Genomic DNA, 24,648 nt, shown 5'->3' with positions numbered 1-24,648 from the left:
ATCGCGATACCCTGCCCGGGTGGATACAGCGAACGCTTCCGTTTCCGACGTCGAGCTGACCGAGCACCGGGCGGTGTCCGATCGACTCGTCGCGCAGCGAGGACCGTTCACGGGCACCTCACCGATCGTCAACGACGACCTGTACGCAGTGGTCAAGCGCGGCGGGTCGACCCGCACCCGATTCGCACTGCATCTGCACGCCGGCGCCACCGTCCACACCAACACCTTCTTCGGCCGGTTCCCGGCCAGCTACTGGCAGCGATGGACCACTGCGGCCGAGGTCACGGCCACAGCGCGGATCGACGCCGTAGACCACTGCCGGGCGCAGCTCCTGGCCTCCGACATCGGCGGGCACCGACGCATCATCGCCGCCGAGGTGATCACCGGCTCCGGCACCGTCACCCTCACCGCGAAACTCGACAAGTTCGCCGACGGCGGCGCCTTGTGGCTGCAGTTCGATGCGCTCGAGGGCGGCGTCACCGTTGCCGACATCGAATGGACGGTGGCCTCGCCCGAGACCGTCCGGCCGGTGGCCATTGCGATCTGTACCTTCAACCGGGCCGACGACTGCGCCAACACCGTGGCCGCTCTCGCGTCCGACGAGCGGGTGCTCTCTTCCCTCGACGCGGTGTACGTCGTCGACCAGGGCACCGATCCGGTGGAGACCCGCGAACTGTTCCAGCAGGTCGCCCCGAAGTTCGGCGACCGGTTGCACTACCTCCGCCAGGCCAACCTCGGTGGCGCGGGCGGGTTCAGTCGGGGACTCTACGAGGCGTCCGCCGCGGGTCCCCATGCCGATGTCCTTCTGATGGACGACGACGTTCTGTGTGAGCCGGAGAGCGTGCTGCGACTGAGCGCCTTCGCGAACATGACCACCGACCCGGCGCTGATCGGCGCCCAGATGCTGTTCCTGTACAACCCCAACTACCTCTTGGCGTCCGGGGAACGCGCCGATCTGACGACGCTGCGGCGCGGGCTACCGACCGACAAATACGGAGTCCGGAACAGCAACGTTCTGAAGAAGCTGCCCGAGCGCCGCATCGATGCCGAGTACAACGGCTGGTGGTCGTGTCTCATCCCGGCCGAAGTGGTCCGGCAGATCGGGATGCCACTGCCCGTCTTCTTCCAGTGGGACGACGTCGAATACAGCTTGCGGGCCGGCCGGGCGGGCATCCCGACGATCACACTGCCGTCGACCGGAGTCTGGCACGCCGATTTCTATTGGAAAGATGTCGACGGCTTCGCGCATTACTTCAGTACCCGCAACGGGCTGATCACCGCTGCCCTCGACCCCGGCTTCGCGCCGACATCCCTGGCCAAGCAGCTCAGCCGGGAAATCAGTCATTCGATCGTGAGCTTGCAATACGGCCTTGCGCACACGCAGCTGCGGGCGATCGAGGGCTTCCTCGAAGGCCCGAATGCCCTCGCGGATGGTGGGCAGGCAGCTCTCGCCATGATCAACAAGGAGCGCACCCGGTTCCCGGAGACCATCACCAGACCGGTGTCCGAGTTGCCGGCGGACGTCCGGTTCCGTCGAGCCGATCCGCCTCCGAAGGAGGGCTGGGACGATCTGGTGCTCGCGAAACGGGCGGCCGCCCACCTTCGTGGACGCCTCGAGCGTGGGCCCGTCGCGATCTCCTACGAGGACGCGCGGTGGTGGCATGTCGGACGGTTCGACCACGTGTATGTCACGGACGCGTCGCAAGCCGGTGTGCGCGAACGCAAATACGACAGGGAGCTCGCTGCCGAGATGGGTGGCCGCCTCGCCGGAGTGATGAAACGATTCCGCGCGGAGGCGCCGACCGTCGCGGAGGCGTTCCGTGCCGAGATGCCCACCCTCACCAGCCGTGAAAACTGGACCCGGCTCTACGAGCAGATGAACCAGGCGTCATCGTGATATCGGTTCGGTGATGCGCACGACCACCTGCTCGTGGTTGGCCGTGTAACCGAGGTACTCGAAACCGATTCCCGTGCGGTCGACGAATTCCTTCCACGCCCGGTATTCGTGTTCCTGCCAACCCGGATAGTTGAAGAATTCGTCGAAGACGATCACCGTTCCGGCGACAAGCCGGAGGCCGATCCGGTCCAGCACCGTCTTGGTCGACGAATACAGGTCGGCGTCGAGGTGCACGAAAGCCACCGGATCCGGATGTGTGTCGAGGAAATCGGCGAGCGTGTCCTCGAAGAGTCCCGGGACCAGCTGGGCGCCGCGTACCTGGGGCATCTTCTCCTGGGCGAACTCGCCCGCTGGGAAACCGGTACGCCAGGTCTGCGGCAGTCCCGAGAACACGTCGAAGCCGAAAACCTCGTGCTGGGCATCCTTGAGCTGTTCGACGATGATCCGCAGGGTGGTTCCCGACGCGACACCGAACTCGAGCGCCATTCCGGGAATCTGCACCTGGGACAGTCCGTACCGCAGCGTGTCGTGGGGATTCCAGAACACGGGAGCTTTCGGCATGTGCTCGAGCACGAACGCCGCCGACTGGTTGGTGGCTCCGACATCGAGGGCCTGCGTGATGTCGCGACGAGCCTGCTGTTCGAGTTCGCCGAGTCTTTGCTGAACGTCGGATACCTCCATCCGGGCATCCGACAGTTCCGACAGGACGCGCGAGAGTTCCTTATTGGTGGCGGACAGCTCGGCCAGCGTCTGATCGTGCTGGTTCTCGTGCAACTCGCGAGAACGCCGATCCGATTCGGCCACCACCTCATACACGGCGCGCTGAAGCTTGAGTCTGGCCTTTCGCCGAAATCCCTCGAACATGTATCCATGCTGCCAGGTCGCATCCCGGCTCAGGGCCGAACCGGGATGCGAGTTGGGCAGGTGTCAGTGACCGCGCGTTCGATACATCCGGCGATGCCCACGGGCGATGATCTTCCACTCCCGTTCCCGCTCGGCGCGTAGCCGGGCATCGGCCCGTGACGCGATCCGACCGTTCTCGCGAATCAACTTGCGGTAGCTCACAAGTCGTCGTTCGCGAAGATCGCCGCGCTCGACCGCGGCCAGCACCGCACAACCCGGCTCCGCCTCGTGTGAACAATCCCGGAACCGGCACTGCGCGGCCCAGTCGTCGATCTCGGGGAACGCCTTGTCGATGCCGTCCGCCGCGTCCCACATGCCGACACCGCGCAGGCCCGGCGTATCGATCAGGGCGCCACCCTGCGGAAGCGGCAGCAGTTCCCGGTGCGAGGTGGTGTGCCTACCCTTGTGATCGCCCTCGCGAACACGGCCCGTGGCGAGCAGATCCGCGCCGAGCAACGCGTTGGCGAGCGTCGACTTGCCCGCACCGGACGGTCCGATCAGAGCGATGGTGCCGTCGATCATTGCGGTCAGAGCAGCGACGCCGTCGCCGGTCTCGGCGCTCACCGCCAGCACCGCCGAACCGGGCGAGACCGCAGTCCCGGCGGTGACTGCGGTGGAAAGATCCTCGGCAGCATCGGCTTTGGTGAGAGCGACCACCGGCGTCGCGCCGCTCTCCCAGGCCAGTGCCAGCAGTCGTTCGATGCGGCCGAGATCGAGGTCGGTGTCGAGAGCGGAGGCGATCACCACCGTGTCGACGTTCGCGGCGAGCACGTGGCCGTCGGATCTGCCAGAGGCGGCGGACCGGACTATGGCGCTGCGCCGCGGGAGCAGGTCGGCGACAACGACGGTGTCACCGCTCGTACGGACAGTGACCCAGTCGCCGGTGCAGAGCGCATGCTCACCGTTCTCGGCACGAATGATGTCCGAAGACGTTGCGACGTCGCAACGTCCGCGGTCGACGCGGATCACGCGCCCGGGCTCGGAACCCCCGGTCGTGTAGTCGTCGAAGGGAAGGGTGTCGTTCCAGCCGTAAGCCAGGAGTTGTCCAGGGTTGAACATGATGAGTGGAATCCTCGGGTCGGTGAAGTGCCGACCGGACCACGATCAGGGTTCGGTCAGGCGAAGGAAGGGGGAGTGTGGACGCACGCGGCGTCGACCGACGAGACAATCATCGGACACTCACTCCTTCACGACACTTTCCGGACCGTTCGGGAATCAGGATCCCACCCGACAGAACGTCGGGCAACCGATTTTACGGCCGCTCGAAACGCTCCCGGCGTCCCAGCTTCCGCAGTCGCATCCATTCGCGCAGTCCCTGCACGTCACGCCGTGTGACGAGGAAGTACCACCCGAACCGCACCCATTCCTGGGGAACCAGCTTCCGCATTCCCGGCTGGGACAGCAGGTATCCCCGGTTGCGGTAGGTGAAGTAGCGCTTGACCTCGTTGTCCGGGTACTGCGTATGCATCCGGCCGCCGAGGATCGGTTTGAACTCCTCAGCGCCGTTCGGGTGCACGTACGCCGTCTGCAGGCACGTTCCGAAGGGCAGCCCGGACCGCACCAGCCGGCGATGCACCTCCACCTCGTCGCCGCGTACGAACAGGCGCAAATCGGGAACCCCGACCGCGTCGATCGTGGACGCACGGAACAGCGCGCCGTTGAACAGGGAGGCGATGCCCGGCAGCAGATCGGCGGAGTCGTCACCGTCCTTGTGTAGTTCCGACCGAAGCCGCCGCCATTCCACCCCGCGTCTCAGCGGAAACGCCAGGCGGTCGGGGTCGTCGATGTCACACACGACGGGCGACACTTCGGCCAGCCCGTGCCGGGTCGCGCAGTCGAGCAGGGTCTCGAGCACCTTGTCGCCCTCGGGGCGGCCGTCGTCGTCGGCCAGCCACACCCAGTCGGCGCCCAGCGACAACGCATAGAGGATGCCGAGTGCGAAGCCTCCCGCACCACCGAGGTTGTGCCGCGACCCCAGGTAGCTGGTCGGTATACCCGCAGACTCGACGAGGGTTCGCACCTCGTCCTCGGCGGCATTGTCGACGACCACCAGATGGTCGAGCGGCCGCGTCTGCGACGCCAGCACCTTCAGCGACTGCGCGAGCAGTTCCCGGCGCTTGTGCGTGACGACGACGCCGATGATCCGCTCGGCGGGAGCGCTCACGCGGACTCCGCCTCCGTGCCGGTGCTCGTGCCCGCACTTGTCCCCGTAGGAACGGAACGTTCGCTCGGTCCAGCGCTACCAGCGTCCCGTTTGTACGAACGCGAGGGAGCAGTCAAGCCGGCCTTCTCCCGCTCGAGCTCGTAGATCACGTGCCGGACGTGGTCGGCCGCGTCGTCCCCCTCGTACGCCCGGACGACGTCCTCGATGCCACCCTGCTGGCGAATCCGGCCGTGATCGATCCACATCGCGGTGTCGCAGAGCTGGGCGAGGAACTCGTTGGAATGGCTGGCGAACACCAGAATCCCGGACCGTTCGACGAGCGCCTGCAACCGGACGCGGGCCTTCTTCATGAACTCCGCGTCGACGGCGCCGATACCCTCGTCGAGGAGAAGGATTTCGGGGTCGATGCTGGTCACCACGCCCATCGCGACACGCACGCGCATCCCGGTGGAGTAGGTGCGCAGCGGCATCGACAGGTACTCGCCCAGCTCCGTGAACTCGGCGATCTCATCCATCTTCGCGAGCATCTGCTTACGGGTCTGACCGAGGAACAGTCCGCGGATGATGATGTTCTCGTAGCCGGAGATCTCGGGGTCCATGCCGACACCGAGGTCGAAGACCGGCGCCACGCGGCCGCGGATGCTCGCGCTGCCCCTGGTGGGCTCGTAAATGCCCGACAGCAGTCGCAACAGCGTCGACTTTCCGGCACCGTTGTGACCGACCAGCCCGATCCGATCACCCTCCTTCAGCGACAACGTGATGTCGCGCAGGGCCTCGACCACCACCACGTCGGAACTGTTCCGGCCGATGGAGCCGCCGGCCTTGCCGAGGAAGGCTTTCTTCAGCGACCGCGACTTGGCGTCGAAAATGGGGAAGTCGACACAGGCATCCCGCGTCTCGATACTCACATGTTCTGTCATAGCGGAACCCCTAAACCCAGTAGGGCACGCGGGCCCGGTACTTGCGAAGCGCGAGGATGGCGGCGGCCCACCCGGCAACGGTGATGGCCAGCACGATGTACCAGTGGTACGCCTGCTGGTCCTGTCCGATCATCGGCGCCCGGACGATGTCGAGATAGTGGAACAACGGGTTCAGTTCGGCGAGCTTGACCCGCTCGGCGGCCTGACCGCCCTGCGCCTCGAGGCTCTGGGTGGTCCACATGATCGGGGTCAGCACGAACAGCAGCAGCGTCAGGCTGGAGAGAATCGGCGCGATGTCCCGGTATCGGGTGGAGAAGATGCCGAACATGATCGACACCCACGCCGCGTTGAGAACGATCAGCGCCAGGGCCGGGATCGCGGCCAGCGAAGTCCACGTCAAGTCGCGCCACACGCCGAATGCCACGAGCATGATCACGTAGATCAACAGGTTGTGGGCGAACAGCAGCAACTGTCGCCACACCAGCCGATACACGTGCACGCTCAGTGCCGACGGCAACTGCTTGATCAGGCCCTCGTTGGCGATGAAGACCTCGGAGCCCTCGAGGATGCTGGCACTGATCAGGTTCCAGACGATCAGTCCCACCGTCACGTACGGAAGGAACTCCGGCAGCGGGATGTCCAGGAGCGCGGCGTACAGAATTCCGATGGCCGCAGCCTGCACGCCGGTGGCGATCGTGATCCAGAACGGGCCGATCACCGACCGGCGGTACCGCTGCTTGATGTCCTGCCAGCCGAGGCTCAGCCACAGCTCTCGCTGAGCGAAGCCGTCCCGGAGGTCCTTGAACGCACGACGGAAGGTCTGCGAGTCGGACACCGGGTGCGGAACGCCTGCGGCCTCGGATTCGATAGCGGATGCTGACACGGGCACCGAGCCTACCGGGAGTCGACTTCCACGCTGCGCCGCCCGTTGCTACAGGTACTGGCCGGTACCGCTCGATTGGTGTCCCTCGCCGTGGTTCTGCGGCGGGTGCGGGTTGCCGATGCTGATGCCCGGTGGGAGGGCGCCCTGACGCATCATCTCCAGCTGCGAGCGTGCGGCCATCTGCTGGGCGAAGAGCGCGGTCTGGATTCCGTGGAACAAGCCCTCCAGCCAGCCGACCAGCTGGGCCTGCGCAATGCGGAGCTCCGCGTCCGACGGGACGGTGTCGTCGGTGAAGGGCAACGTGAGGCGCTCGAGCTCGTCCCGCAACTCGGGGGCGAGCCCCTGCTCGAGCTCGCTGATCGACGACTTGTGGATGTCTTTGAGCCGGGTGCGGCTGGCGTCGTCGAGAGGTGCCGCCCGCACCTCCTCGAGGAGCTGCTTGATCATCGTCCCGATCCGCATGACCTTGGCAGGCTGCTCGACCATGTCGGCCACCGACTCCGGTTTCGCGTTGTCTTCGGCGCCGGCGTCGGCGTCGGCGGATCGCTTCGCGGCCTCTTCGACGGGTACGGCCACAGGCTGACCGTCGGGGCCGATCACGAGGACGTGTTCATTCTCCGAGTTCGTCATGACTCCATCTTGTCTGTTCGCGCTCGGGCATGCGCGGGTGCGTCCGATTTCTCCACATTCAGGGTTTGTTGCACACCACAACAAGAGGCGGCTGGCTTCGACCGTATTGACTCAGGGTCTTAGAGTGTCGGGCATGGCTTACGACGTTGCCCGCGTACGGGGACTGATCCCGTCACTCGGCGACGGTTGGATCCATCTCGATCCTCAGGCCGGCATGCAGATCCCCGACGCGGTGTCGCGCACCGTTTCGACGGCGTTCCGGGCGTCCGCCTCCTCGTCGACCGGCCGTCACGTGTCCAGCCGGCGGAGCGCTGCAGTGCTCGACGCTGCCCGCGCCGCCGTCGCCGACCTGGTCGGTGGTGATCCTGCCGGGGTGGTCCTCGGCCCCGACCGCGCCGTCCTGCTCGCCTGGCTGGCCGAGTCGTTGAGCACACGACTCGGACTCGGAACCGGGCTGGTTCTCTCCCGTCTCGACGAAGAAGCGAACGTGGCGCCCTGGCTCCGCGTGGCCGGCCGCTACGGCGCCCAGGTGCGCTGGGCCGAGGTCGAGATCGAGACCTGCGAACTCCCCAGCTGGCAGTTCCAGGACCTCATCACCACCACAACGCGGCTCGTCGCCCTCACTGCGGCATCCCCGATCGTCGGCTCCGCGCCCGACGTCCGAGTCGCCGCAGATCGCGTCCACGAGGTGGGCGGCCTGATGGTCGTCGATGCCATCGGCGCCGCTCCCTACGCCCACGTCGACATCAACGAACTCGGAGCCGATGTCGTCGCTGTCGGAGCCACCTCCTGGGGTGGGCCGCAGGTCGGCGCCCTTGTCTTCCGCGACCCCACCCTCCTCGACCGCATTCCCGCCGTCTCGCTCAACCCCTATGCGCGCGGCGTCGAACGACTCGAGGTCGGGGGACACCAGTTCGCCCTGCTCGCCGGGCTCACCACCTCGATCGACTTTCTCGCCGGACTCGACGAATCCGCCACGGGATCACGCCGGGAAAAGCTCGAGACGTCCATCAGCTCGTTGCAGAACTACCAGGACACCCTCTTCGACCACCTCATGTCGTCGCTCAAGAGACTCCCGCAGATCATGGTCATCGGCCGGTCACCCAGCCGGGTACCCACTCTCAGCTTCACCGTCGCCGGAGTCTCCGCCGACAAGGTGGCGTCTCACCTCGCCGACAAACGCATCGCCACAGTCAGCGGCGTCCACGGTGGATCCCGACTCCTCGACGCCCTCGGCGTCAACGACGAAGGCGGCGCGGTCACCATCGGCCTCGCCCCGTACACCACGCGGTACGAGATCGATCAGCTCGTCGGCGAACTCGCTTCGCTGGGCTGACGTACGCCCTGCCCTTGCACCGCCCCGGTCCGCCCCGCCGCTGACCCGATGGGGTACTCGGTCAGCGGGAGGCGGCGCGAGGGTGTCAGTGCCGCGGAATGGTGAGAATCACTTTGCCGACGGTCTCCGGCGAGTCGAGCAGCTCGTGGCCGCGCGGCGCCTCGGTGATCGGCAGTTCGGCCGACACCACGGGTTGTATCGCGCCCTCGGTGATCAGTGGCCACAGGCGGTTTCGGACGTCGGCGACGATTTCCGCCTTGCTCTCGCGCCCGTTTTCTGGACGGCCGCGTAGTCCGGTGGCAGTGATGTTGCCGCGCTTCGCGAACAGTCGGGTGAGATCGAGCTCGCCTTTGCGTCCGCCCTGGAAGCCGATGATGACGAGCCGTCCGTCCGACGCCAGCGCGTCGATGTTGCGGCCGAGGTACGAGCCGCCCATGTTGTCGAGAATCACATCGGCGCCGTGTCCGTCCGTCGCCTTCTTCACTTCTTCGGCGAACTCGGCTTCGCGGTAGTTGACGAGGATGTCGGCACCCAGCTCGCGGCAGCGTTCCAGTTTTGCCTCGGATCCCGCAGTGACTGCCACCCGCGCGCCCAACGCGACACCCACCTGGATGGCATGGGTGCCGATGCCGCCGCCACCGCCGTGCACCAGCAGGACGTCACCGCGCGACAACCCGGCCCGCATCACCACGTTCGACCACACCGTGCAGGCAACCTCGGGTAGGGAAGCGGCGACGAGGAGATCGACGCCCTTCGGCACCGGTAGTAGCTGGGTCGCGGGGACGGCCACCCGTTCGGCGTAACCACCGCCCGCGAGCAGGGCGCACACGTGGTCGCCGACGGACCACTCCGAGACGCCGTCGCCGACCTCAGCGACGATGCCGGAACATTCGAGGCCGAGAATGTCGCTGGCACCGGGCGGCGGCGGGTAGAACCCCTGGCGCTGGGTGAGATCTGCGCGGTTGACGGCGGTAGCCGCCACATCGATGAGAACGTGGCCGGGTAGCAGTTCGGGATCGGGCTGCTCCGCCCATCGCATGACTTCCGGACCACCCGGCTGATCGATCGTGATCGCATACATGAAGGACGACGTTAGCGAATCGAGGCGACGCACGGTCCCTGCGAGCGATCCCGCTTGTCACATCGAGGGATTGGGACCCGACGCTACTGGAAAGTAACGTCACGCTACTAGAATATGAACCTGTGACAGCAGAAACCTCCGACGCCGAAGTCGAGACCAATTGGTTGACCCCGGCCGAGATGCGCGCATGGCGCGGCTATATGGACGGCAACCAGCGGCTCATGGACGTCCTCAACAGGGATCTGCAGGAAAAGCACGATCTGTCGCTCGCCGACTACCGAATTCTCGTGCTGCTGTCCGAATCGCCCGACGGATCGCTACGGATGTCCGATCTCGCCGACGGGGTGCTGTCCTCGCGCAGTCGGCTCACGCATCAGATCCGGCGCATGGAGGCGCAAGGCATGGTCACCCGGGACACCTGCCTGGAGGACGGCCGGGGTGTTCTCGCCGTCATCACAGACGAGGGTCGGGCGCGACTGGCCGAGGCGGCACCCACCCACGTAGCCGGGGTCCGGCGCAACCTCGTCGACCAGCTCACCAAATCGCAGCTCAAAGTACTCGCCGAGGTGTTCGAGCGGGTAGACAAAGCCATCGGCGACCGCTGACCGGTTGCAATCGTCGACACCGTTACCGATAGGATCGCGCACGGAAGCGTGGCAGAGCGGCCGAATGCACTCGCCTTGAAAGCGAGCGTGGCGTTAAACCCACCGGGGGTTCAAATCCCTCCGCTTCCGCCGATGAAGCGGCCCCGGCCCGGCACCACACGTGCCGGGTCGGGGCCGCCTCTCATTCCTCTACCCGCCGGGGCGTGCAGTCTTCCGGGCTTTGGGCGCCTTCGGCGGCAGTTCCGCTACCTCCGCGAGCGCGCGTTCGAGCCACCGCCTGGCCTGATCGGGGGTGTCGCGCCACTGGTCCGGCAGGGCGAGGTATTCGTGCATCGGCTTTTCTCCGGGTCCGAACGGGCCGACGCCGTCCGCAGACGACAGCTCGTCGTTCGCCTGCTCGCTGAGGAGCCGGACCCCGACGCTCGGTCCGAGAAGTCCCGCGAACATGTTGCCGTTGACGAAGGCGCCGAGGTTGCCGAACATCGGCTTCACTCGGACACCGGGTCGGTCGGGAATCAGCGACCGGAAGAATTCCTTGTCCGCTTCGGTTGGCTTCGGCATCTCCATGGACAGTCCTTTCGCAGCGTCCGGATCTACTGTTCCGGGCGCTCTTCGGGGGTCATGATGCTGAAGACGGCGCCCTGGGGGTCGGCGACTCCGGCCATCCGTCCGACCGTCGGAATGTCCATGGCCTCTTCGACGATCGCGCCGCCGAGTTCGACCACTTTTGCGGCGCTGGCGTCGACGTCCTCCACTGCGAAATACACGCGCCAATGGTTCGGTGTATTCGGATGGAGCGGTGCACCGGCGCCGCCGACCTGCTCGTCACCGACCTGGAACAGGGTGTAGGTGTAGTCGGGTCCCATGGACATCTGTGTGGTGGTGGTCCCGAGGATGCTGTTGTAGAAGCGGACCGCCGTGTCGACGTCGGTGGTGTTCAGTTCGTTCCAGAGGCAGGCCCCCGGGTCTCCGACGAGGCCGGCACCGATGTGCTGTTTCGCTTGCCACAGCCCGACGCTCGCCCCGGTCGGGTCGGTGACGAAGGTCATGCGGCCGGCTTCCCCCACGTCGAACGCCGGCATCAGAACCTGGCCGCCGGCGCCGGCAACCTTCGCGACCGTCTCGTCGACGTCGTCGACTGCGATGTAGGTGTTCCAATTCGCCGGCGCCCCGGCCTGGGCCGCGTCGGGTTGTAGTGGCGCAATGGCGGCGACGTTCTCACCGCGCACGGTCGCCATCGAGTAGACGGGGCCTTCGGGCATCGGCCGGTCGTCGTATTTCCAGCCGAGCAGTTCCGCGTAGAACTTCTTGGCCGCGTCCTGATCGCTGGTCTGGAGATCTACCCAGCTCGGTGTTCCTTGAGGGTATTTCGTTTTGATCGGCATGGCGGTTCCTTTCGGTGAGGAGATCAGGCCGTCGGGAGTGGGCGACCGGTGAAGGCGATCAAACGCTCGAAGGGGTCGGCGGTGTGTTCGGCAGGTACCGGGTCGGCGAATCCGACGGCACCCCGGGCTTCCGGCCGGATGATGGTGTGTGCCAGTCCGAGTACGTACTCGGACAGTGCAGGATCGACATTGACATTCCGGTCGACGGCTGCTGCGAAATCCCAGGCGTGCACCAAGAATTCGATGGACAATATTCCTACGGCGATAGGTGCCGGGACGGTGTTTCCCCCGATGATCACGGTCCCGTCCAGTCCGCGGCGCCGCCACGCTTCCAATGCCTGTTGGGCTTCGTCGGCGATTCTGGTTTCTACCGGTTTTCCCGGTTCGTCGTCGATCTTCGGACCGGCGGCGGAGCCGATGGTCATGATCGATCCGGCGAGGTGGTCGGCGAGCTGCGCGACGGTGAACTCGGTGCACACCGTCTGGGCGGACATGTCGTCGGCAGTGAGATCGCGTAGCGCCCGCTGCACGACCGCCAGAGTTGCCTCTGCGCTCGACAATTCGTCGAGAGGCTGCGGGAGCGCCGCCCATTCGTCGGGTCCGGCGTCGCCCACGACGGCAGCTGCGGCGAGGCGATCGAGGTAGTGGGTCCAGCCCTCGGCGTGGCGGGCTGCCTGTTCGTCGCTCAGTCCTTCGTGAACCAGTCGCACCTCGGTTCCGCCTGCGGTAGGAGTGAGGGTCACGGTGACGGTCGAGGTGCCGGGCGGAAGGTCTTCGCTCTCTTCCCAACCCCACGTGAAGACAATTCGCCGACCGGGGTCAACCTCCTTGAATGTTCCCGCGGCCGAGTGTCCGGGCACGACGGTCCAGCGGTATCCGCCACCCGTTCGGAGATCGACCCGCGCTGCGACCGTCTGCCACCTGCGTAACCGTTCGGGCTCGGTGACGAGTGCGAAGGTGGCGTCCGGGTCGAGCGGAACGACAACGGTTTTGTCGAATGGCATCAGCGGTCTCCTTTGGAAGCTGCTTCCTCGGTGGCGTCCGCGACGAGCCGGTCGAGTTCGTCGATCCAGAACGAATCGAACAGCGTGCGGAGTTGGGCAAGGCCCTGTGGATCGAGCCGGTAGTACCTGAAACGTCCGTCTTTACGTGCGGTGACCAGCCCCGCGTCCATGAGCACCCGAAGGTGTTGAGAAATGGCCGACCGGCTCGCGGAAAAGTGCGCCGCAAGCGTGTTGACGGTCTGTTCCCCAGATGTCAGCAGATGCATCAAGCGTCTCCGGGTTGGCTCGGCTGCAACTTCCAACTGGTCGAGCACGTCCAATACGTTAGTCGCGACTAACGCGTTGTGCAATGGGTCACACGGTGCTGATGTCGCCACGAGTCGACCGGATCACCGGTCGGTCGCGGGCTCGTGCACCTCGATTCCGAACTCGCCGAACAGTGCGCTGGTGGCGCCGTCGGTGGCTCCCGTGATCAGCGAGTTCGTGAGCATGCCGACGTCGAATCCGTTCCGGCCACCGGTCACGATCTGCAGTGACTGGATTCCGCCGTCGAGCGCGACGCTCTGTGCTGCAGCGACTGCGGCTTGTTCGAGAACCGCAATGATCAGATCCCGAATGATCATGCGGATGGTGACCTGCGTTGCTGCTTCCGCCGCCATTGCACCTGCAGCGCTCACGCCGAGTGTCGGAACCGCTGCGGCGGCCATCGCCACGAGCTCCGCGAGCAATATGGCCAGTGCCGCGATGATCGACAATTTCGCGTATTCGACCTCGGTCGCCGTCGACTCGCACATCGCGGACAGGTTCTCGCACAGTGCCGCGAGGTCGTGGAGGGCGCCGGCGTCTCCGCCGTACTTCTGCCAGTGCAGCGACATGGCAGTGGCGACGTCGCCTTCGACGGCGGACAACGCGTCGCGCAGTGCGGCGTCACCGTCCGCCGTGAGGTTCTTCAGCCCCGTGGAGACTGTGCCCCAGGCGTCGGCGAGTCGGCGCAGTGACGTCTCGTCGGCCGCGGGCCAACTGGAACCGGACGCCAGCCAGGCCACCGGCTTCACGACCTCGGGAAGTTCGATGCCCATCAGAAAGCCTCGCCCAGTCGCCGGGAGAACCGCGTATCCGTTGCTTCGAAGGATTCGGCCGTCGCTCGCATCCCGTCACCGATCGCGGAGAATAGCGCGACGAGAGACAAGGCGGCGTGGACCGCTGACTCCGCCCCGGGAACGTAGTGCCGGGCGAATGCCGTCCCACCCTCGTCGGAGCCCCACGCAGTTCTTTCGGCGTCGAGCGTGCTCGTCAGCTCGGTCAGCAGGGCGTCGGCTGTGTCCGCGAGCGCATCGAATTGTGGCGCCACGGTCCGGAGATGGTGAGGGTCGACCCACAGTGCTCGACTCATCGGTCCGCTCCGCGCAGGATCGAGGCATTCCATCCGGGTTCGTCGGCGGAAGGCGGCGGGTCACCCGGGCCCGGAGCATCCGGAATCAGCTCTGAGAGGGCAGGCAGGTCGGCGCGGGCGTCGAATACGGGTGCCAGGACCTGGGCGGTTCGCTCGCGCACGTCCGCCAAGGCCAGACGTGCCGCTTCTGCCGTCGAGGACGCCAGCGCCTCGGGGCTGGTGCGCTTGAACGCGTCCGGCGACAGTTCGACCGCCGTCACGTTTCCGCCGGCATCGACGCAGACCCGGACCAGTCCGTTGCCCGAGGTACCCGAGCCCCTCGTGCGCTCGACCTCGGACTTCGCCCGGGCCAGGCTGTCGGCCTGCCGTCGCACGGCGTCCAGCATCGAATCGATCTGGTGACGCAATTCTTTGTTGCGGGCACGCAGTTCGTGGCGTGCGGCCTGGTCGACCATCGAGTTCCTCCCCCATGCGGTCAGCTCGGCGTCAGTGCCTGCTCACGGGGTTGGACGCAGCAATCCCGCAATCGGTTCCCCTCGGTCTCATATCGGTCTGGCCACAAGCGCACGCACCCGAATCACACAGCAATCACAAAACCTTTAAGCTCTGCTTGACCGGCCGCACTTTGTACTGTGCAATCGGGATTCACACGGTCCGGGAAGAGGGATTTCTTTATGCGTCGCCTAGCATTCGCTGCTGTCGGAGTGGCAGTGTCACTGACCCTGTCTGGGCCGGCGTTCACTGCTACGGCCGATCCGACGCCTTCTCCGGCGGCCCCCCGGGCGAGCAGTGCTGCCAGTGTCGACAAAATTGTGAAGATCACCCCTACCCGCAGTGCGATCTTCGTGAACTCGCCCGCCATGAACCGGGTGGTTCAGGTGCAGGTGCTGCATCCGGCTGGTGGCGCTGCGCGCCCGTCGCTGTATCTGCTCGACGGGGTGAGCGCAGGCGCCGAGTCCGACTTCCGGGAAAGTACCTGGACGCAGAAGACGGACGTGGTCCAGTTCTTCGCCGACAAGAAGGTGAACGTGGTCCTGCCGGTGGGCGGCACCGCGAGCTACTACACCGACTGGCATTTGCCGGACCCCACCCTCGGCGTCAACAAGTGGGAAACCTTCCTCGCCGACGAACTGCCACCGATCATCGATGCCCAGTTCAGCGGAAACGGAACCAACGCAGTTGCCGGCGTGTCCATGGGTGCCATGGGTGCGGCCAACCTCATGACCCGCCACCCGCACCTCTACCGTGGCCTCGCCGCCTACAGCGGCTGCCTCGACAACACTCAGCCCACTTCACGTGATTCGGTCCGCGGCACGGTCGCTTTCAAGGGCGGTAACCCGGCCAACATGTGGGGACCGGACTTCGACCCGGCCTGGGCGGCCCACGACCCGACGGTCAATGCCGAAGCCCTGCGCGGCAAGCAGGTCTACATCTCGACGGGTAATGGCCTTCCGGGACCGTACGAGATGGCGACGGGGGGAGACCTGGCCTCGACCATCGCGGTCGGCGGGCCCCTCGAAGCGGCGGCGAACCTCTGCACGCAGACGTTCCAGCAGCGGCTGAACGCGCTCGCCATTCCCGCCACCTTCGTCTACCGCAACTCGGGCACGCATTCGTGGCCGTACTGGCAGGACGAGCTCCGCACGTCGTGGCCGGTGCTCAGGGGCGCGCTCGGCATCTGATCAGGGCCGGCCGACCACCGCGATCCGATCGGTTCTCGGAGGTGACACGGGCGAGCCCGCGCCGAGGTAGGTGATCAAGGCGTCGAGATCGCAACCCGCGTGGACAGCCTCCGTGTGGGTGCGGAAGGCATCGAAGCCGTCCCCGCCGTCGGCGAGGAACTTGTTGACCGCGACACGGTAGACACCCTCCGGCGACACCGGTTCTCCGTTCACGCGGATATCCGAGATGCGGTTGCCGACAGTCGCCGACCGATCGATCGTGTACGTCAGCGAACTCGACGGCGACAGGATTCGCTCGGTGACGCTGCCATCCCCGCGGGGCTGGAACTGTTGCTCGAGCACGCTGCGGAGGGTGGCGCCCGGAAGCGTCAGAACCTCGAGGGAGTTCCCGAAGGGCTGGACGGCATACACCTGACCATAGGTGACGGTGTCTCCGACCAGGTCTGCGCGGAGACCGCCGGGATTGGTGAGTGCAACCTGAGCACCGAACGCTGTTCCGGCGGCCAGCTGGGCATCGGCCACAGCGTTGCCCAGCGCAGACTCGCCGCTGTCCGTCGTCTCCCGAGTGAGGTCGTGCTGCAGTGACGCCACCCACGTTCGGCTGACCTCGCCCGCCAGTTCTCCCGCTCGGTCGACAAGCAACCGAGTGTCGGGGTCGGGAGGTATGTCGTGCGTGACGACCTGATTGAACGAGGACGTGCGTTCCCGCAGGAGGTCGCGGGTGGTGCGATCGATCGCCACATCGACCACCGAGACGATACGGCCGTGCGAGGCGCCCTGCATCAGCACCCGCGGGTTTCCGGCCGGGTCGGGAAAGGTGCAGTTGTACTGCTGGTGCCCGTCGGCCGTGAAGATGACGTCCACCTTCGGGGAGGCGCGCAAGGCCACGTCGTGGGTGCGGCGGGATTCCACGTCGCACTCGTCCGGCCGATTGTCCTGGTCGACTTCGGTCTCTCGGTGCATGAGGAGGGCGACGGCCCGCACCCCGAAGAAGTCGAGTAGATCTGCCGTCCGGTTCACGGCCGCGAGCTCGTCCGTGAACCGCAGCCCGTCCGCACCGCCCGACGTCACCATGTGTGCGGTATCGGCGGGCATCGTAGCGATCACCCCGATCGGGATGCCCTCGACGTAGTTCACCGCGAAGGGCAACGTCGCGGGTGCGCCGTCCTCGAACTGCAGGTTCGCAGCCAACAGCGGGAAATCGGCGCCCTCGAACGTGTCGTCGAAACGGCAACCGTCCACGGGGTGACAGCCGCCGCGCTGGAGTCGTAGGAACTCGGCGTACCCCTCGTCGAGCTCGTGATTGCCGATGGCGGAGGCGTCGACGCCCATCCGGTTGAGCAGTTGCACCGTCGGCTCGTCGTGAAAGGCAGCTGATTCGAGAGCTGACGATCCCCAGTTGTCGCCCACCGAGTACAGCAAGGAGTGCGGGGATTGACCACGGAGTTGATCGACGTATGCCGCGAGATACGCGGCGCCGCCCGCGGGCACCCCTGATCCGTCAGCCTGCTTCACCTCGCTACGAGCGCCGAGGGGAGGTGTGAGACTGCCGTGCAGGTCGTTGAAGGCGAGGAACCGCAACGACACCGGCGGCTCCTGCGCCTGCACGTCGGGAAGGCCGGCGGTCACGGAGGTGGCGAGTGCCAACGACACCGCGGCGGCCACGACAGCACTCCGGGCCGCGACGCGATGGCGCATTGTGGGTGGCTCCCTTCGGCAAACCGCACTGAGTCTGCCAAGGGAGCATCACGGGAGCTATACCTGGACGTAACGTTTACATCTCAGGACTTACGCGCGAACACCGACCTTTGCGATCGAGCGGGCCTCTGCGCTCGTCGCAAAGGTAAGGAATGCGTCGTTCTCGTGCGGGTCGCCGATAGTGATCCGCACCCCGTCGTCGCCGTAAGGCCGAAGCAGAACACCCGCTTCTGCGCTGGCAGCGCCGAACGGTCGGGATTCGGTTCCCAGCGGAAGATAGACGAAGTTGGCCGCAGACTCCGGCACGTCGTATCCGGCGTCGAGGAGGGCGTCGCGGACGCGGTTTCGTTCGGCGACGACGCTGTCGGTGCGGGCGAGCAATTCGTCGGCGGCGGCCAACGATGCGATGGCGGCGGCCTGCGCGACGGTGTTGACGGCGAAAGCGATGTGCACCTTGCCGAGCGCGGTGACGATGGTCGGATCGGCCACGGCGTAGCCCACGCGGAGACCCGCCAGCCCGTAGGCCTTCGAGAATGTGCGCAGCACGACGACGTTGGGGCGTCCACGAAACAGCTCGATGCCGTCTGCGTCGGATCTGTTGTACTCGAAGTAGGCCTCGTCGAGTGCCACGACGACACGATCGGGTACGGCGTCGAGGAACCGTTCGAGCTCGGCCTTCGTCAGGGCGTTACCCGTCGGGTTGTTCGGGTTGCAGACGAAGATCAGCCGCGTGCGTTCGGTGACGGCGGCGGCCATGGCGTCGAGGTCGTGGCCGAAGTCGGCGGTCAGTGGAACCGTCACGGGAACGGCGCCGGCTACCTGGGTCACCACGGGGTACGCCTCGAAGGAGCGCCACGCGAAGATCACCTCGTCACCATCCTGGCAGGTGACCTGAACGAGTTCCTGGCACAGGCTGACCGAACCATTGCCTGCGGCGATGTTGTCGGTGGGGACGCCGAGGTGGCCTGCCAGCGCCTCGATCAAGGCCACGTGACCGTTGTCCGGATACCTGTTGGCGTTGCCCGCTGCTGCCGCGATGGCGTCCCGGACACTCGGCAGCGGACCGAGAGTGGTCTCGTTGCTCGCCAGCTTGATCGCACCCGGAAAGTTCTTGCCGGGTACGTAGGCCGGAATCGTGTCGAGGTCTGCCCTTGTTCGCGGAGTCACCAGGCGATTATGCGCCTCCGATCCGGTGCGTCGACGGCCAGTCCGTGCCAAGGTGGGGACATGTCGGGAATCTTCAGGGACACCGCGGTCCTGCAGGCGGTCGGCGGCGCACCGGCCGATCCGCAGGCGCGGGTTCCACTCACCGTGGCAGAGCCGGACGGCCCCGCACGTGGCGCGATTGTGGTGCTGCACGAGTCGCGTGTGTTCAGCGAGCCGCTCCTCGAGTTGATGCGCTCACTGGCCGAGGAAGGGTGGGTGGCGGCGGCCCCGCACCTCTTCCACGGTCGTCCCGCGCACAACGCAACCGAGGTCTTCGGCGAGTCGCTGTTCGCGGACTTCGACGCCACCGTGCACTGGCTGACGAGCCGCGGCGTCCTCTCCGATTGTGTCGGGGTTCTCGGTTTCGACGACGCCGGAACCGCCGCGCTGCTCGTCGCCACCAACCGGCCGATCGGAGCCGCTGTCAGCGTCTCCGCCCGCGGAATCGTCGAGCCGTTGTCCGACGATGCCCCCGCCCTGATCGACGCGGCGCCGTTGCTGCAGGCTCCGTGGCTCGGTCTGTACGGCGAGGACGATCCGTCCACCCCGCCGGAGCACGTCGAGCAGCTGCGGGATGCGACGGGAAAGGCATCGGTCGGGGCCCTCGTCATTAGCTACGCCGGACTGGCGCACCGGGCGGACGAACCACTCCAGGTGCCTGACGAGCAGGACGACGCCCCCGGCGTCGAGAACATCGTCGACGCTCAGCGCAGAATCTTCGACTGGTTCGACAGCAACCTGAGATAGCCCGCCCGCCGCTCTGACCAGCCGTTTTGTCTTGTCGTGGAAAGGTGTGTAATCTTTCGCTCCGGCGGTCCGAAGGGATCGGAACCACCCCAGGGAGGCGTGCCAGAGCGGCCGAATGGGACTCACTGCTAATGAGTTGTCCCTTTTACGAGGGACCGGAGGTTCAAATCCTCTCGCCTCCGCCACGCCGGTGCTAGTTGGCCGGTGCAGTTATAACTGAAGACTTGCGCCCGTAGCTCAACGGATAGAGCACTTGACTACGGATCAAGAGGTTAGGGGTTCGAATCCCTTCGGGCGCACAGATAAGCCCCAGGTGAGACACCGTTTACTCGGTCGAATCACCTGGGGTTTTTTTCGTGCAATCACCCCGAAACCACCCCTATTCGATTGGGGGTGCCAGCTTCCCGAGTACGTCCGCGACCTCCGGGCCGACGTCCGGCCGGTCGATGTAGTGCCGCTCGGTCACCGCGGTACCCGAGTGCCCGAGCTGTTGCGACGCGGCCTCGACACCGAGCGCGCGGTCGACCGTCGTCGCCGCGAGCCTGCGCAGCGACCGCAACGTGACGTCCGCGAGGTCGTCCGGCCGCGCTTCTCGGAGCTGCCTGTCGAGGTTCGCGCGACTCCGAACCGTTCCGGTCGCCGACGGGAACACCAACCCGGTCAGCTCGACGACCGGATCCTCGAGCCTGCGCCGAATCGCCTCGACGACGAACGCCGGCAACTTCACCGTCCGATGCCCCTTTCGTGTCTTCGGCGTCGGCTGCCGCTCACTGCCGACGACCGTCCCGGCCACCGTCAGCGTCCCGGCATCCACGTCGACGTCCTGCACCCGTAGTGCCAGCACCTCACCCGGCCGCAACCCGGTACCGAGCACGACGTCGACGACCTCGACGAGACCTTGCCCACGAGGCTTCCCCATCCTGTTCGCCCCGGACCATTCCACGATCGCTGCGCGGTATCTGTGCACGTCTGCGAGCTTGGGCACCTCTACGCCGTTCGACCGCTTCCGCACCGTGGTCGTGTCGCGCACTGGGTTCGCCGCAACGAGGTCCAGTCGTGCGGCGTACCCGAATGCCAGCGACAGCACCGTCCGCGTCCGCTTCCGGATTCCGTCGCCCTTGATACCGCGGAGGAACCTGTCGATCGTGCCGACCGTCGCCTCACGGATTCGAACCTGTCCAATGCCCGGCTTGATGTGCCCATCGACGGCGGATCGGTAGTCGGTGAGGGTCTGCGGTCGTCGACTGCCGTCGTCGGCGTTCCGTAGCCAGTCGTCGAGCAGGTCCGACACCTTTGAGTCCGGCGTCAGGGTGTCGCCGCCCGACTGTCGCCGTCGGTCCCGCAGGTACGTCGTCAGCGCGGTCTCGGCCTTCGCGCCGGTCGGTCCGAACCGCTCGAACCGCCGTGTCACGCCGTCAAGATCGCGGTACTTTGCGCGTGCTCGAAAGCGACCCGGTTCGACCTCGGATCGGGTGATGCGTCCCCAGGTTCCGAGGGGGAGAGGCTGCCTAGGCATCGGGGTCCATCAGCTTCGTGATGGCCGTACGCACCTCATCGCGTTCCTTGCGCGTGTTCTCCAACCTCTTTGTGTACGACTGTCCCGGCAGAAGGTTGTCCATCACCTCGTCGTCTTCATCGCCCGCGAGTGACTGAGCGTGCTCCAGCGCAGCCACATCGGCAACGAGAGCTCGCCACCGACGAGCAAGTCGAAGCAGCGCGATGCTCTCGCGCGTCTCGTCCACTACGGAACGTTCGCCCGCGAAAGCCTGCACGGCGTCGATGCTGCACAGCTCCTTTCCGGGGAGGTACTCGATCGCGGCGTCTGGTTGTCCAGGGTAGAGAAGTAGCGCCGGCGGCACGTTCAGTGCTCGCGCAATAACCACCAGATCACTGACTGGCATTGTCTTCCGCTTACCGGTCTCGTATTCCGAGATTGCCGTCCGGGATATGGGGTGTCCGAGCTCTTGGGTTCGATCGGCCACCCATTGCGCCGTTCGTGAGTTGCCTCGCGCCTCCTTAATGGCAGTGCCAATGCGTTGCGCGGTTCCGTCGGCCCATGTCGTCATTTCAGTCACTGTAGGCAAGTTCTTGCATTATTTCCAGACCGCGGCTAGGGTTGCGGATATTCCAGTCACAAAACCTAGATCGGTGACTGGAAAAGCCACAAAGGAGCTTGATGTGAACCGCGAAGAGTTCGAAACCCTGGGTGTCGCGACTGACTTGAGGACCGCGAATCGAGCGCTGGGAATCGGCGACTCGACCGGCTACGCGCTCGCGAGCAAGGGGGAGTATCCCGTCCCCGTAATCAGGGCAGGGAGTCGCTACATCGTCCCGACCAAGGGACTGCGCGAAGCCCTTGGCATCGGAGCTGCCTGATGGCCAGCTACTTCGGTGACGAGCCGACGTGCACGCGGTGTGACTACCCGGCGCGACTGCACCACCTGCTGAACATGGCCCACGAGTACACGCCTGGATCCAGGGACACCAAAACCAGCAACGGCACCGGTCACGCGGCTGCAACCGCATTTGTGACCAGTGCCGTTGAGAACACCCGTTCAGCGCCTTGAAGAGGAGCCCTACATGAACATCCTGACATATACCTCAGTCTTCGCGGGAACCGTCGTGCTCGGTAAGCGATCTGATGGCCGTTCGGTGCAGGTCAGCGTCACCGAGTCGGGCCGCATCGAGGTCACGTTCCCGCAGGCTGACCACCTTGACGGCGGCGACAACGTGGCAGGTCAGCATCATCTTGGCGATGCCAACAAGATGACCCTGACGTTCGATGAGGCCGAGCACCTGGCCCAGCTGCTGAACGACTCCGCTCTGATCGTGCGCGTCTCGCACGGTGCCGGATTCGAGGTGGCGTGATGAGCGGCTACCTCTGCAAGGTCTGCGACTTCCACATCGACGGCCCGCACGACGAGATTGCCGACGATATCGCCGATCACGAGGAATGGCACCGCGACCGGGAGGTACGGACGCCGACGCCTGCACCCCTGCGGATGCTCCGCATGCGGGCCGCCGCGACGAAGAACGCCGCACGCGTTGGCATCAACGATCTGACGGCGCGCGGTTGCCCGACGCCCCCGCCGGTCTGGGCTGAGTCCGTCGACGGCCAACTCCACCTCGGGTCGTCGACCTATCGATCGGCGCACGTCACGATCCCGCTCCGCGGCTACGAGGCGTGGTTCGACCACAGCACCGACCAGGACGACCGCATCCACATGGCCACACTCACCGCACAGCTTCAGCAGCGCGGCAACAGGTCCCATCCCTGCATCGCGTTCGAGCGCAACAGCGGTGAGGACGGCGATCCGAAGTGGCGGGGCGTCGCCAAATACGAACTGTCGATCGACGAGGCCGTGAGCCTGGCTCACACCCTCCTACTCCTCGTCGACGTCGCAACAGGGGTCACCGACGAGAGCAGCGAGGACTGACCCTGTGACTGAAGATCACCAGATTCCGGGCGTCGAGGAGGTTGCGTCGCCGTCACCCGATGGTTCGTTCCTCCTCGTGCGCCCGGAACTGGTGCGCCGAGTCGGCGCGAATGGTGCCCTCGTTCTCTCGGCGATCGAGTTCCGCTGCCGCGTCCCCGGTGCCGACCGAATCGAGGACGAGGCGGGCCGGTGGTGGCGGGCCTCTCAGCTCGCTCTGTCCGACGCGACGGGACTGTCTCGTCAGACGGTCGGTCGAGAGCTCCGCAAGCTGGAGCGCATTGACGAGATCGACGCGACGAAGCACAACCTCGGCGGCATCAGCGATCACACCCGCTCGTACCGAGTATCCGCGCGACCTGCCATTGTTCGGAATCGCCCAATCGATAGTTCGGAATCGAACAATGGCAGGTCAGAGTCTGTCCGGAATCGAACAATCGAATGGGCGGAATCGAACAATCATCATTGTTCGGAATCGAACAATCTTCCTTCTATAGAAGAAGGTAAAGAAGGGGGGTGGGTTCCCGAGGTCAGCTCACCTGATCCCGCGGAACCATCCCCCCACTGCCCTCAGCATCCCCAGGGAACCGATGCCCCGTGCCGCGCCTGCGGCGACGCACGACAGGCCTACGCGGCGTGGGAGATCAAGCAACGACGTCGCGACGCTGAGGCGCAATCGGCCGAAGCCCGTGAGCGGGCCCACATTCGAGCACAGGCGATCGCCGACTGCGACCTCTGCGACGACGACGGCTACAACCGGCTCGCCCTATGCAGCCACAACCCACACCAGGCCGAAACCAACCGCCGCGGCGCGGCACTCGCCCGCGCCGCACTGGAGAAAGCGAGGACAGCATGACCCTCGACCGCACGGGCGAACCGATCGACGACGAAACCAACCGTGTCGATCATCGTCACGGTTGCCGCGGCTGGCTCGGCGAGGACCAGGACGGGCGTCTCATCCCGTGCCTGATCTGCAAGCCGCACCTTGCCGGCGCATCACACGTCAACGACTGCGATCCGGAGATCCGGTGAGCAACACAGGCGGACGGCCGCCGTCCACCCCCCCGCTGATCGGTGGTCTCGTCGACCCACGCCTCACCGGGGCAGCCTGCCGCGGCCGCGCACCGTGGTTCGACGACTACGTCGAAGGCGAAAGCATCGGGGCCCGATCTGAACGCCTCGCAGCCGCGGAACGCATCTGCATCGGCTGCCCCGTCCGATCCGCCTGCCACACCGCCGCGGGCGAACACCAAGCCACCGGCGTATGGGCCGGACGCATCCGCGAGACACCAACCAAATTCGACAGCACGCGAAAGAAGGCTGCCTCATGACCGACAACATCCGCCACCTGCACGCCGTCACCGCAACCGTGGCCGCGACGCCCACTGACGTCCAGGTGTGGCGTGAGCTGCCCGACGACCCAGAGCACCCCACCTACGAGGGCGCGCCACGCCTGCTGATCGAACGCCACGACCACCAGCTGCACCACGACCGGGCGGACGAATGGCAGTCCGCGCCACTCACCGCGGTCTATGTCGACGACGGACTCAGCGGTGCACGCATCGAGTTCGGGCCATGGTCCCTCGAGGCGAGCGAGGCCCGCCTCCTGGCAGTCAGCCTCAACACCCTCGCCGATGCCTGCGACCCCAGCGGCAACCGGAGAGCCAAGTGACCCTCACC

Annotated in this window: 30 protein-coding genes and 3 tRNA genes; 14 read left to right on the top strand and 19 right to left on the bottom strand. The window is 65.9% G+C overall.

The window, feature by feature from the left end; translation table 11 throughout:
• Window positions 1-19: 19 nt before the first annotated feature.
• Complete coding sequence (locus L1080_RS23505; RefSeq protein ID WP_250765507.1) at window positions 20-1,897, top strand: glycosyltransferase; 1,878 nt, start codon at window positions 20-22, stop codon at window positions 1,895-1,897.
• On the opposite strand, the gene L1080_RS23500 is transcribed toward L1080_RS23505, so the two are convergent.
• The 6 genes from L1080_RS23500 to L1080_RS23475 form a co-directional block, all read right to left on the bottom strand.
• Complete coding sequence (locus tag L1080_RS23500) at window positions 1,889-2,761, bottom strand: TylF/MycF/NovP-related O-methyltransferase (RefSeq protein ID WP_159918849.1); 873 nt, start codon at window positions 2,759-2,761, stop codon at window positions 1,889-1,891. The genes L1080_RS23505 and L1080_RS23500 overlap by 9 nt on opposite strands.
• 63 nt (window positions 2,762-2,824) lie before the next feature.
• Complete coding sequence (gene rsgA / locus L1080_RS23495; RefSeq protein WP_250765505.1) at window positions 2,825-3,859, bottom strand: ribosome small subunit-dependent GTPase A; 1,035 nt, start codon at window positions 3,857-3,859, stop codon at window positions 2,825-2,827.
• 193 nt (window positions 3,860-4,052) lie between these two features.
• Entirely contained in the window at window positions 4,053-4,964 is a 912-nt protein-coding gene (gene glfT1 / locus L1080_RS23490; RefSeq protein ID WP_250765503.1) for a galactofuranosyltransferase GlfT1, read from the bottom strand.
• Window positions 4,961-5,884, bottom strand: coding sequence for a galactan export ABC transporter ATP-binding subunit Wzt/RfbE (gene wzt, locus L1080_RS23485; protein ID WP_236603352.1), 924 nt, complete (start codon window positions 5,882-5,884; stop codon window positions 4,961-4,963). The genes glfT1 and wzt overlap by 4 nt, the downstream gene beginning before the upstream one ends.
• A 10-nt stretch (window positions 5,885-5,894) precedes the next feature.
• Window positions 5,895-6,767 carry a galactan export ABC transporter permease subunit Wzm/RfbD gene (gene wzm / locus L1080_RS23480; protein ID WP_250765501.1) on the bottom strand — a complete coding sequence of 291 codons (873 nt, stop codon included), beginning with the start codon at window positions 6,765-6,767 and terminating at the stop codon, window positions 5,895-5,897.
• 48 nt (window positions 6,768-6,815) lie between these two features.
• Entirely contained in the window at window positions 6,816-7,397 is a 582-nt protein-coding gene (locus L1080_RS23475) for a bacterial proteasome activator family protein (RefSeq protein WP_159918853.1), read from the bottom strand.
• Window positions 7,398-7,530: 133 nt separating this feature from the next.
• Between L1080_RS23475 and L1080_RS23470 the strand changes: the two genes are divergently transcribed.
• The gene (locus tag L1080_RS23470; RefSeq protein WP_109326121.1) at window positions 7,531-8,733 is read left to right on the top strand and encodes a cysteine desulfurase-like protein; all 1,203 of its coding nucleotides are present in this window, start codon (window positions 7,531-7,533) and stop codon (window positions 8,731-8,733) included.
• Between the two features lie 85 nt (window positions 8,734-8,818).
• Here the strand turns inward: L1080_RS23470 and L1080_RS23465 are convergent, their stop codons facing one another.
• A complete protein-coding gene (locus L1080_RS23465) occupies window positions 8,819-9,814 on the bottom strand; it encodes an NAD(P)H-quinone oxidoreductase (RefSeq protein ID WP_250765499.1) in 996 nt (331 codons plus the stop codon).
• 122 nt (window positions 9,815-9,936) lie between these two features.
• Between L1080_RS23465 and L1080_RS23460 the strand changes: the two genes are divergently transcribed.
• Window positions 9,937-10,419: a MarR family winged helix-turn-helix transcriptional regulator gene (locus L1080_RS23460; protein ID WP_109326123.1), complete on the top strand. Its 483-nt coding sequence runs from the start codon at window positions 9,937-9,939 to the stop codon at window positions 10,417-10,419.
• Between the two features lie 42 nt (window positions 10,420-10,461).
• Window positions 10,462-10,548: transfer RNA gene (locus tag L1080_RS23455), tRNA-Ser, on the top strand.
• Between the two features lie 60 nt (window positions 10,549-10,608).
• Here the strand turns inward: L1080_RS23455 and L1080_RS23450 are convergent.
• From L1080_RS23450 to L1080_RS23420, 7 genes are all read right to left on the bottom strand, one after another.
• Window positions 10,609-10,980: a TfoX/Sxy family protein gene (locus L1080_RS23450; protein WP_250765497.1), complete on the bottom strand. Its 372-nt coding sequence runs from the start codon at window positions 10,978-10,980 to the stop codon at window positions 10,609-10,611.
• Between the two features lie 32 nt (window positions 10,981-11,012).
• On the bottom strand, window positions 11,013-11,804 hold the full coding sequence (locus tag L1080_RS23445) for a VOC family protein (protein WP_250765495.1): 792 nt from the start codon (window positions 11,802-11,804) through the stop codon (window positions 11,013-11,015).
• A 23-nt stretch (window positions 11,805-11,827) separates the two neighbouring features.
• Complete coding sequence (locus tag L1080_RS23440) at window positions 11,828-12,808, bottom strand: TIGR03086 family metal-binding protein (protein ID WP_250765492.1); 981 nt, start codon at window positions 12,806-12,808, stop codon at window positions 11,828-11,830.
• Window positions 12,808-13,122 (bottom strand): ArsR/SmtB family transcription factor, encoded by a 315-nt coding sequence (locus L1080_RS23435; RefSeq protein WP_236603354.1) that lies wholly within the window; start codon window positions 13,120-13,122, stop codon window positions 12,808-12,810. Before L1080_RS23435 ends, L1080_RS23440 begins: the two co-directional genes overlap by 1 nt.
• Before the next feature lie 75 nt (window positions 13,123-13,197).
• Entirely contained in the window at window positions 13,198-13,887 is a 690-nt protein-coding gene (locus L1080_RS23430) for a WXG100-like domain-containing protein (RefSeq protein ID WP_250765490.1), read from the bottom strand.
• Complete coding sequence (locus L1080_RS23425) at window positions 13,887-14,201, bottom strand: WXG100 family type VII secretion target (protein ID WP_159918860.1); 315 nt, start codon at window positions 14,199-14,201, stop codon at window positions 13,887-13,889. Before L1080_RS23425 ends, L1080_RS23430 begins: the two co-directional genes overlap by 1 nt.
• Window positions 14,198-14,656 carry a YbaB/EbfC family nucleoid-associated protein gene (locus L1080_RS23420; protein ID WP_250765487.1) on the bottom strand — a complete coding sequence of 153 codons (459 nt, stop codon included), beginning with the start codon at window positions 14,654-14,656 and terminating at the stop codon, window positions 14,198-14,200. The genes L1080_RS23425 and L1080_RS23420 overlap by 4 nt, the downstream gene beginning before the upstream one ends.
• 219 nt (window positions 14,657-14,875) lie before the next feature.
• Here L1080_RS23420 and L1080_RS23415 point away from each other — a divergent pair, with 219 nt between their 5' ends.
• The gene (locus L1080_RS23415) at window positions 14,876-15,883 is read left to right on the top strand and encodes an alpha/beta hydrolase (protein ID WP_250765485.1); all 1,008 of its coding nucleotides are present in this window, start codon (window positions 14,876-14,878) and stop codon (window positions 15,881-15,883) included.
• Here L1080_RS23415 and L1080_RS23410 read toward each other — a convergent pair whose 3' ends face one another.
• Both L1080_RS23410 and hisC read right to left on the bottom strand, forming a co-directional pair.
• Entirely contained in the window at window positions 15,884-17,581 is a 1,698-nt protein-coding gene (locus tag L1080_RS23410; RefSeq protein WP_250765478.1) for a bifunctional metallophosphatase/5'-nucleotidase, read from the bottom strand. It lies immediately after the preceding gene.
• A 90-nt stretch (window positions 17,582-17,671) separates the two neighbouring features.
• On the bottom strand, window positions 17,672-18,748 hold the full coding sequence (gene hisC / locus L1080_RS23405; RefSeq protein ID WP_250765476.1) for a histidinol-phosphate transaminase: 1,077 nt from the start codon (window positions 18,746-18,748) through the stop codon (window positions 17,672-17,674).
• A gap of 60 nt (window positions 18,749-18,808) precedes the next feature.
• Here hisC and L1080_RS23400 point away from each other — a divergent pair, with 60 nt between their 5' ends.
• From L1080_RS23400 to L1080_RS23390, 3 genes are all read left to right on the top strand, one after another.
• Window positions 18,809-19,534 carry a dienelactone hydrolase family protein gene (locus L1080_RS23400; RefSeq protein ID WP_250765474.1) on the top strand — a complete coding sequence of 242 codons (726 nt, stop codon included), beginning with the start codon at window positions 18,809-18,811 and terminating at the stop codon, window positions 19,532-19,534.
• A gap of 93 nt (window positions 19,535-19,627) precedes the next feature.
• Window positions 19,628-19,719: transfer RNA gene (locus L1080_RS23395), tRNA-Ser, on the top strand.
• Window positions 19,720-19,760: 41 nt separating this feature from the next.
• Window positions 19,761-19,833, top strand: a tRNA-Arg gene (locus L1080_RS23390).
• Window positions 19,834-19,913: 80 nt separating this feature from the next.
• Here the strand turns inward: L1080_RS23390 and L1080_RS23385 are convergent.
• Window positions 19,914-20,945, bottom strand: coding sequence for a site-specific integrase (locus L1080_RS23385; RefSeq protein WP_250765472.1), 1,032 nt, complete (start codon window positions 20,943-20,945; stop codon window positions 19,914-19,916).
• A gap of 97 nt (window positions 20,946-21,042) precedes the next feature.
• Window positions 21,043-21,600 (bottom strand): helix-turn-helix domain-containing protein, encoded by a 558-nt coding sequence (locus L1080_RS23380; protein WP_250765469.1) that lies wholly within the window; start codon window positions 21,598-21,600, stop codon window positions 21,043-21,045.
• Between the two features lie 82 nt (window positions 21,601-21,682).
• Between L1080_RS23380 and L1080_RS23375 the strand changes: the two genes are divergently transcribed.
• From L1080_RS23375 to L1080_RS23365, 3 genes are all read left to right on the top strand, one after another.
• Entirely contained in the window at window positions 21,683-21,910 is a 228-nt protein-coding gene (locus L1080_RS23375; protein WP_250765467.1) for a DNA-binding protein, read from the top strand.
• Between the two features lie 204 nt (window positions 21,911-22,114).
• Window positions 22,115-22,402, top strand: a complete 288-nt coding sequence (locus tag L1080_RS23370; RefSeq protein WP_250765464.1) for a hypothetical protein — start codon at window positions 22,115-22,117, stop codon at window positions 22,400-22,402.
• Window positions 22,402-22,971 (top strand): hypothetical protein, encoded by a 570-nt coding sequence (locus L1080_RS23365; RefSeq protein WP_250765462.1) that lies wholly within the window; start codon window positions 22,402-22,404, stop codon window positions 22,969-22,971. Before L1080_RS23370 ends, L1080_RS23365 begins: the two co-directional genes overlap by 1 nt.
• A 52-nt stretch (window positions 22,972-23,023) precedes the next feature.
• Here L1080_RS23365 and L1080_RS23360 read toward each other — a convergent pair whose 3' ends face one another.
• Window positions 23,024-23,299: a hypothetical protein gene (locus L1080_RS23360; RefSeq protein WP_250765460.1), complete on the bottom strand. Its 276-nt coding sequence runs from the start codon at window positions 23,297-23,299 to the stop codon at window positions 23,024-23,026.
• Window positions 23,300-23,820: 521 nt separating this feature from the next.
• On the opposite strand from L1080_RS23360, the gene L1080_RS23355 reads away from it, so the two are divergent.
• The 3 genes from L1080_RS23355 to L1080_RS23345 are packed head-to-tail and all read left to right on the top strand — an operon-like array spanning window position 23,821 to window position 24,640.
• The gene (locus tag L1080_RS23355) at window positions 23,821-24,000 is read left to right on the top strand and encodes a hypothetical protein (RefSeq protein ID WP_250765458.1); all 180 of its coding nucleotides are present in this window, start codon (window positions 23,821-23,823) and stop codon (window positions 23,998-24,000) included.
• Window positions 23,997-24,299, top strand: a complete 303-nt coding sequence (locus L1080_RS23350; protein ID WP_250765457.1) for a WhiB family transcriptional regulator — start codon at window positions 23,997-23,999, stop codon at window positions 24,297-24,299. Before L1080_RS23355 ends, L1080_RS23350 begins: the two co-directional genes overlap by 4 nt.
• Window positions 24,296-24,640, top strand: coding sequence for a hypothetical protein (locus L1080_RS23345; protein WP_250765454.1), 345 nt, complete (start codon window positions 24,296-24,298; stop codon window positions 24,638-24,640). Before L1080_RS23350 ends, L1080_RS23345 begins: the two co-directional genes overlap by 4 nt.
• Window positions 24,641-24,648 lie beyond the last annotated feature (8 nt).

The organism is Rhodococcus sp. MSC1_016 (assembly GCF_023667485.2).
GTDB lineage: Bacteria > Actinomycetota > Actinomycetes > Mycobacteriales > Mycobacteriaceae > Rhodococcus_F > Rhodococcus_F oxybenzonivorans.
This window is presented reverse-complemented; position numbering and strand designations above follow the sequence as displayed.

What these genes read in the sequence shown, in the direction of transcription:
- L1080_RS23355 (WP_250765458.1), top strand. Translation starts at nt 23,821, where the DNA reads ATGACCCTCGACCGCACGGGCGAACCGATCGACGACGAAACCAACCGT.
- L1080_RS23415 (WP_250765485.1), top strand. Translation starts at nt 14,876, where the DNA reads ATGCGTCGCCTAGCATTCGCTGCTGTCGGAGTGGCAGTGTCACTGACC.
- L1080_RS23400 (WP_250765474.1), top strand. Translation starts at nt 18,809, where the DNA reads ATGTCGGGAATCTTCAGGGACACCGCGGTCCTGCAGGCGGTCGGCGGC.
- L1080_RS23410 (WP_250765478.1), bottom strand. Translation starts at nt 17,581, where the DNA reads ATGCGCCATCGCGTCGCGGCCCGGAGTGCTGTCGTGGCCGCCGCGGTG.
- L1080_RS23425 (WP_159918860.1), bottom strand. Translation starts at nt 14,201, where the DNA reads ATGAGTCGAGCACTGTGGGTCGACCCTCACCATCTCCGGACCGTGGCG.
- L1080_RS23475 (WP_159918853.1), bottom strand. Translation starts at nt 7,397, where the DNA reads ATGACGAACTCGGAGAATGAACACGTCCTCGTGATCGGCCCCGACGGT.
- L1080_RS23345 (WP_250765454.1), top strand. Translation starts at nt 24,296, where the DNA reads ATGACCGACAACATCCGCCACCTGCACGCCGTCACCGCAACCGTGGCC.
- L1080_RS23380 (WP_250765469.1), bottom strand. Translation starts at nt 21,600, where the DNA reads ATGACGACATGGGCCGACGGAACCGCGCAACGCATTGGCACTGCCATT.
- L1080_RS23445 (WP_250765495.1), bottom strand. Translation starts at nt 11,804, where the DNA reads ATGCCGATCAAAACGAAATACCCTCAAGGAACACCGAGCTGGGTAGAT.
- L1080_RS23420 (WP_250765487.1), bottom strand. Translation starts at nt 14,656, where the DNA reads ATGGTCGACCAGGCCGCACGCCACGAACTGCGTGCCCGCAACAAAGAA.
- L1080_RS23470 (WP_109326121.1), top strand. Translation starts at nt 7,531, where the DNA reads ATGGCTTACGACGTTGCCCGCGTACGGGGACTGATCCCGTCACTCGGC.
- wzt (WP_236603352.1), bottom strand. Translation starts at nt 5,884, where the DNA reads ATGACAGAACATGTGAGTATCGAGACGCGGGATGCCTGTGTCGACTTC.
- L1080_RS23500 (WP_159918849.1), bottom strand. Translation starts at nt 2,761, where the DNA reads ATGTTCGAGGGATTTCGGCGAAAGGCCAGACTCAAGCTTCAGCGCGCC.
- L1080_RS23465 (WP_250765499.1), bottom strand. Translation starts at nt 9,814, where the DNA reads ATGTATGCGATCACGATCGATCAGCCGGGTGGTCCGGAAGTCATGCGA.
- L1080_RS23450 (WP_250765497.1), bottom strand. Translation starts at nt 10,980, where the DNA reads ATGCCGAAGCCAACCGAAGCGGACAAGGAATTCTTCCGGTCGCTGATT.
- L1080_RS23430 (WP_250765490.1), bottom strand. Translation starts at nt 13,887, where the DNA reads ATGGGCATCGAACTTCCCGAGGTCGTGAAGCCGGTGGCCTGGCTGGCG.
- L1080_RS23440 (WP_250765492.1), bottom strand. Translation starts at nt 12,808, where the DNA reads ATGCCATTCGACAAAACCGTTGTCGTTCCGCTCGACCCGGACGCCACC.
- L1080_RS23365 (WP_250765462.1), top strand. Translation starts at nt 22,402, where the DNA reads ATGAGCGGCTACCTCTGCAAGGTCTGCGACTTCCACATCGACGGCCCG.
- rsgA (WP_250765505.1), bottom strand. Translation starts at nt 3,859, where the DNA reads ATGTTCAACCCTGGACAACTCCTGGCTTACGGCTGGAACGACACCCTT.
- L1080_RS23370 (WP_250765464.1), top strand. Translation starts at nt 22,115, where the DNA reads ATGAACATCCTGACATATACCTCAGTCTTCGCGGGAACCGTCGTGCTC.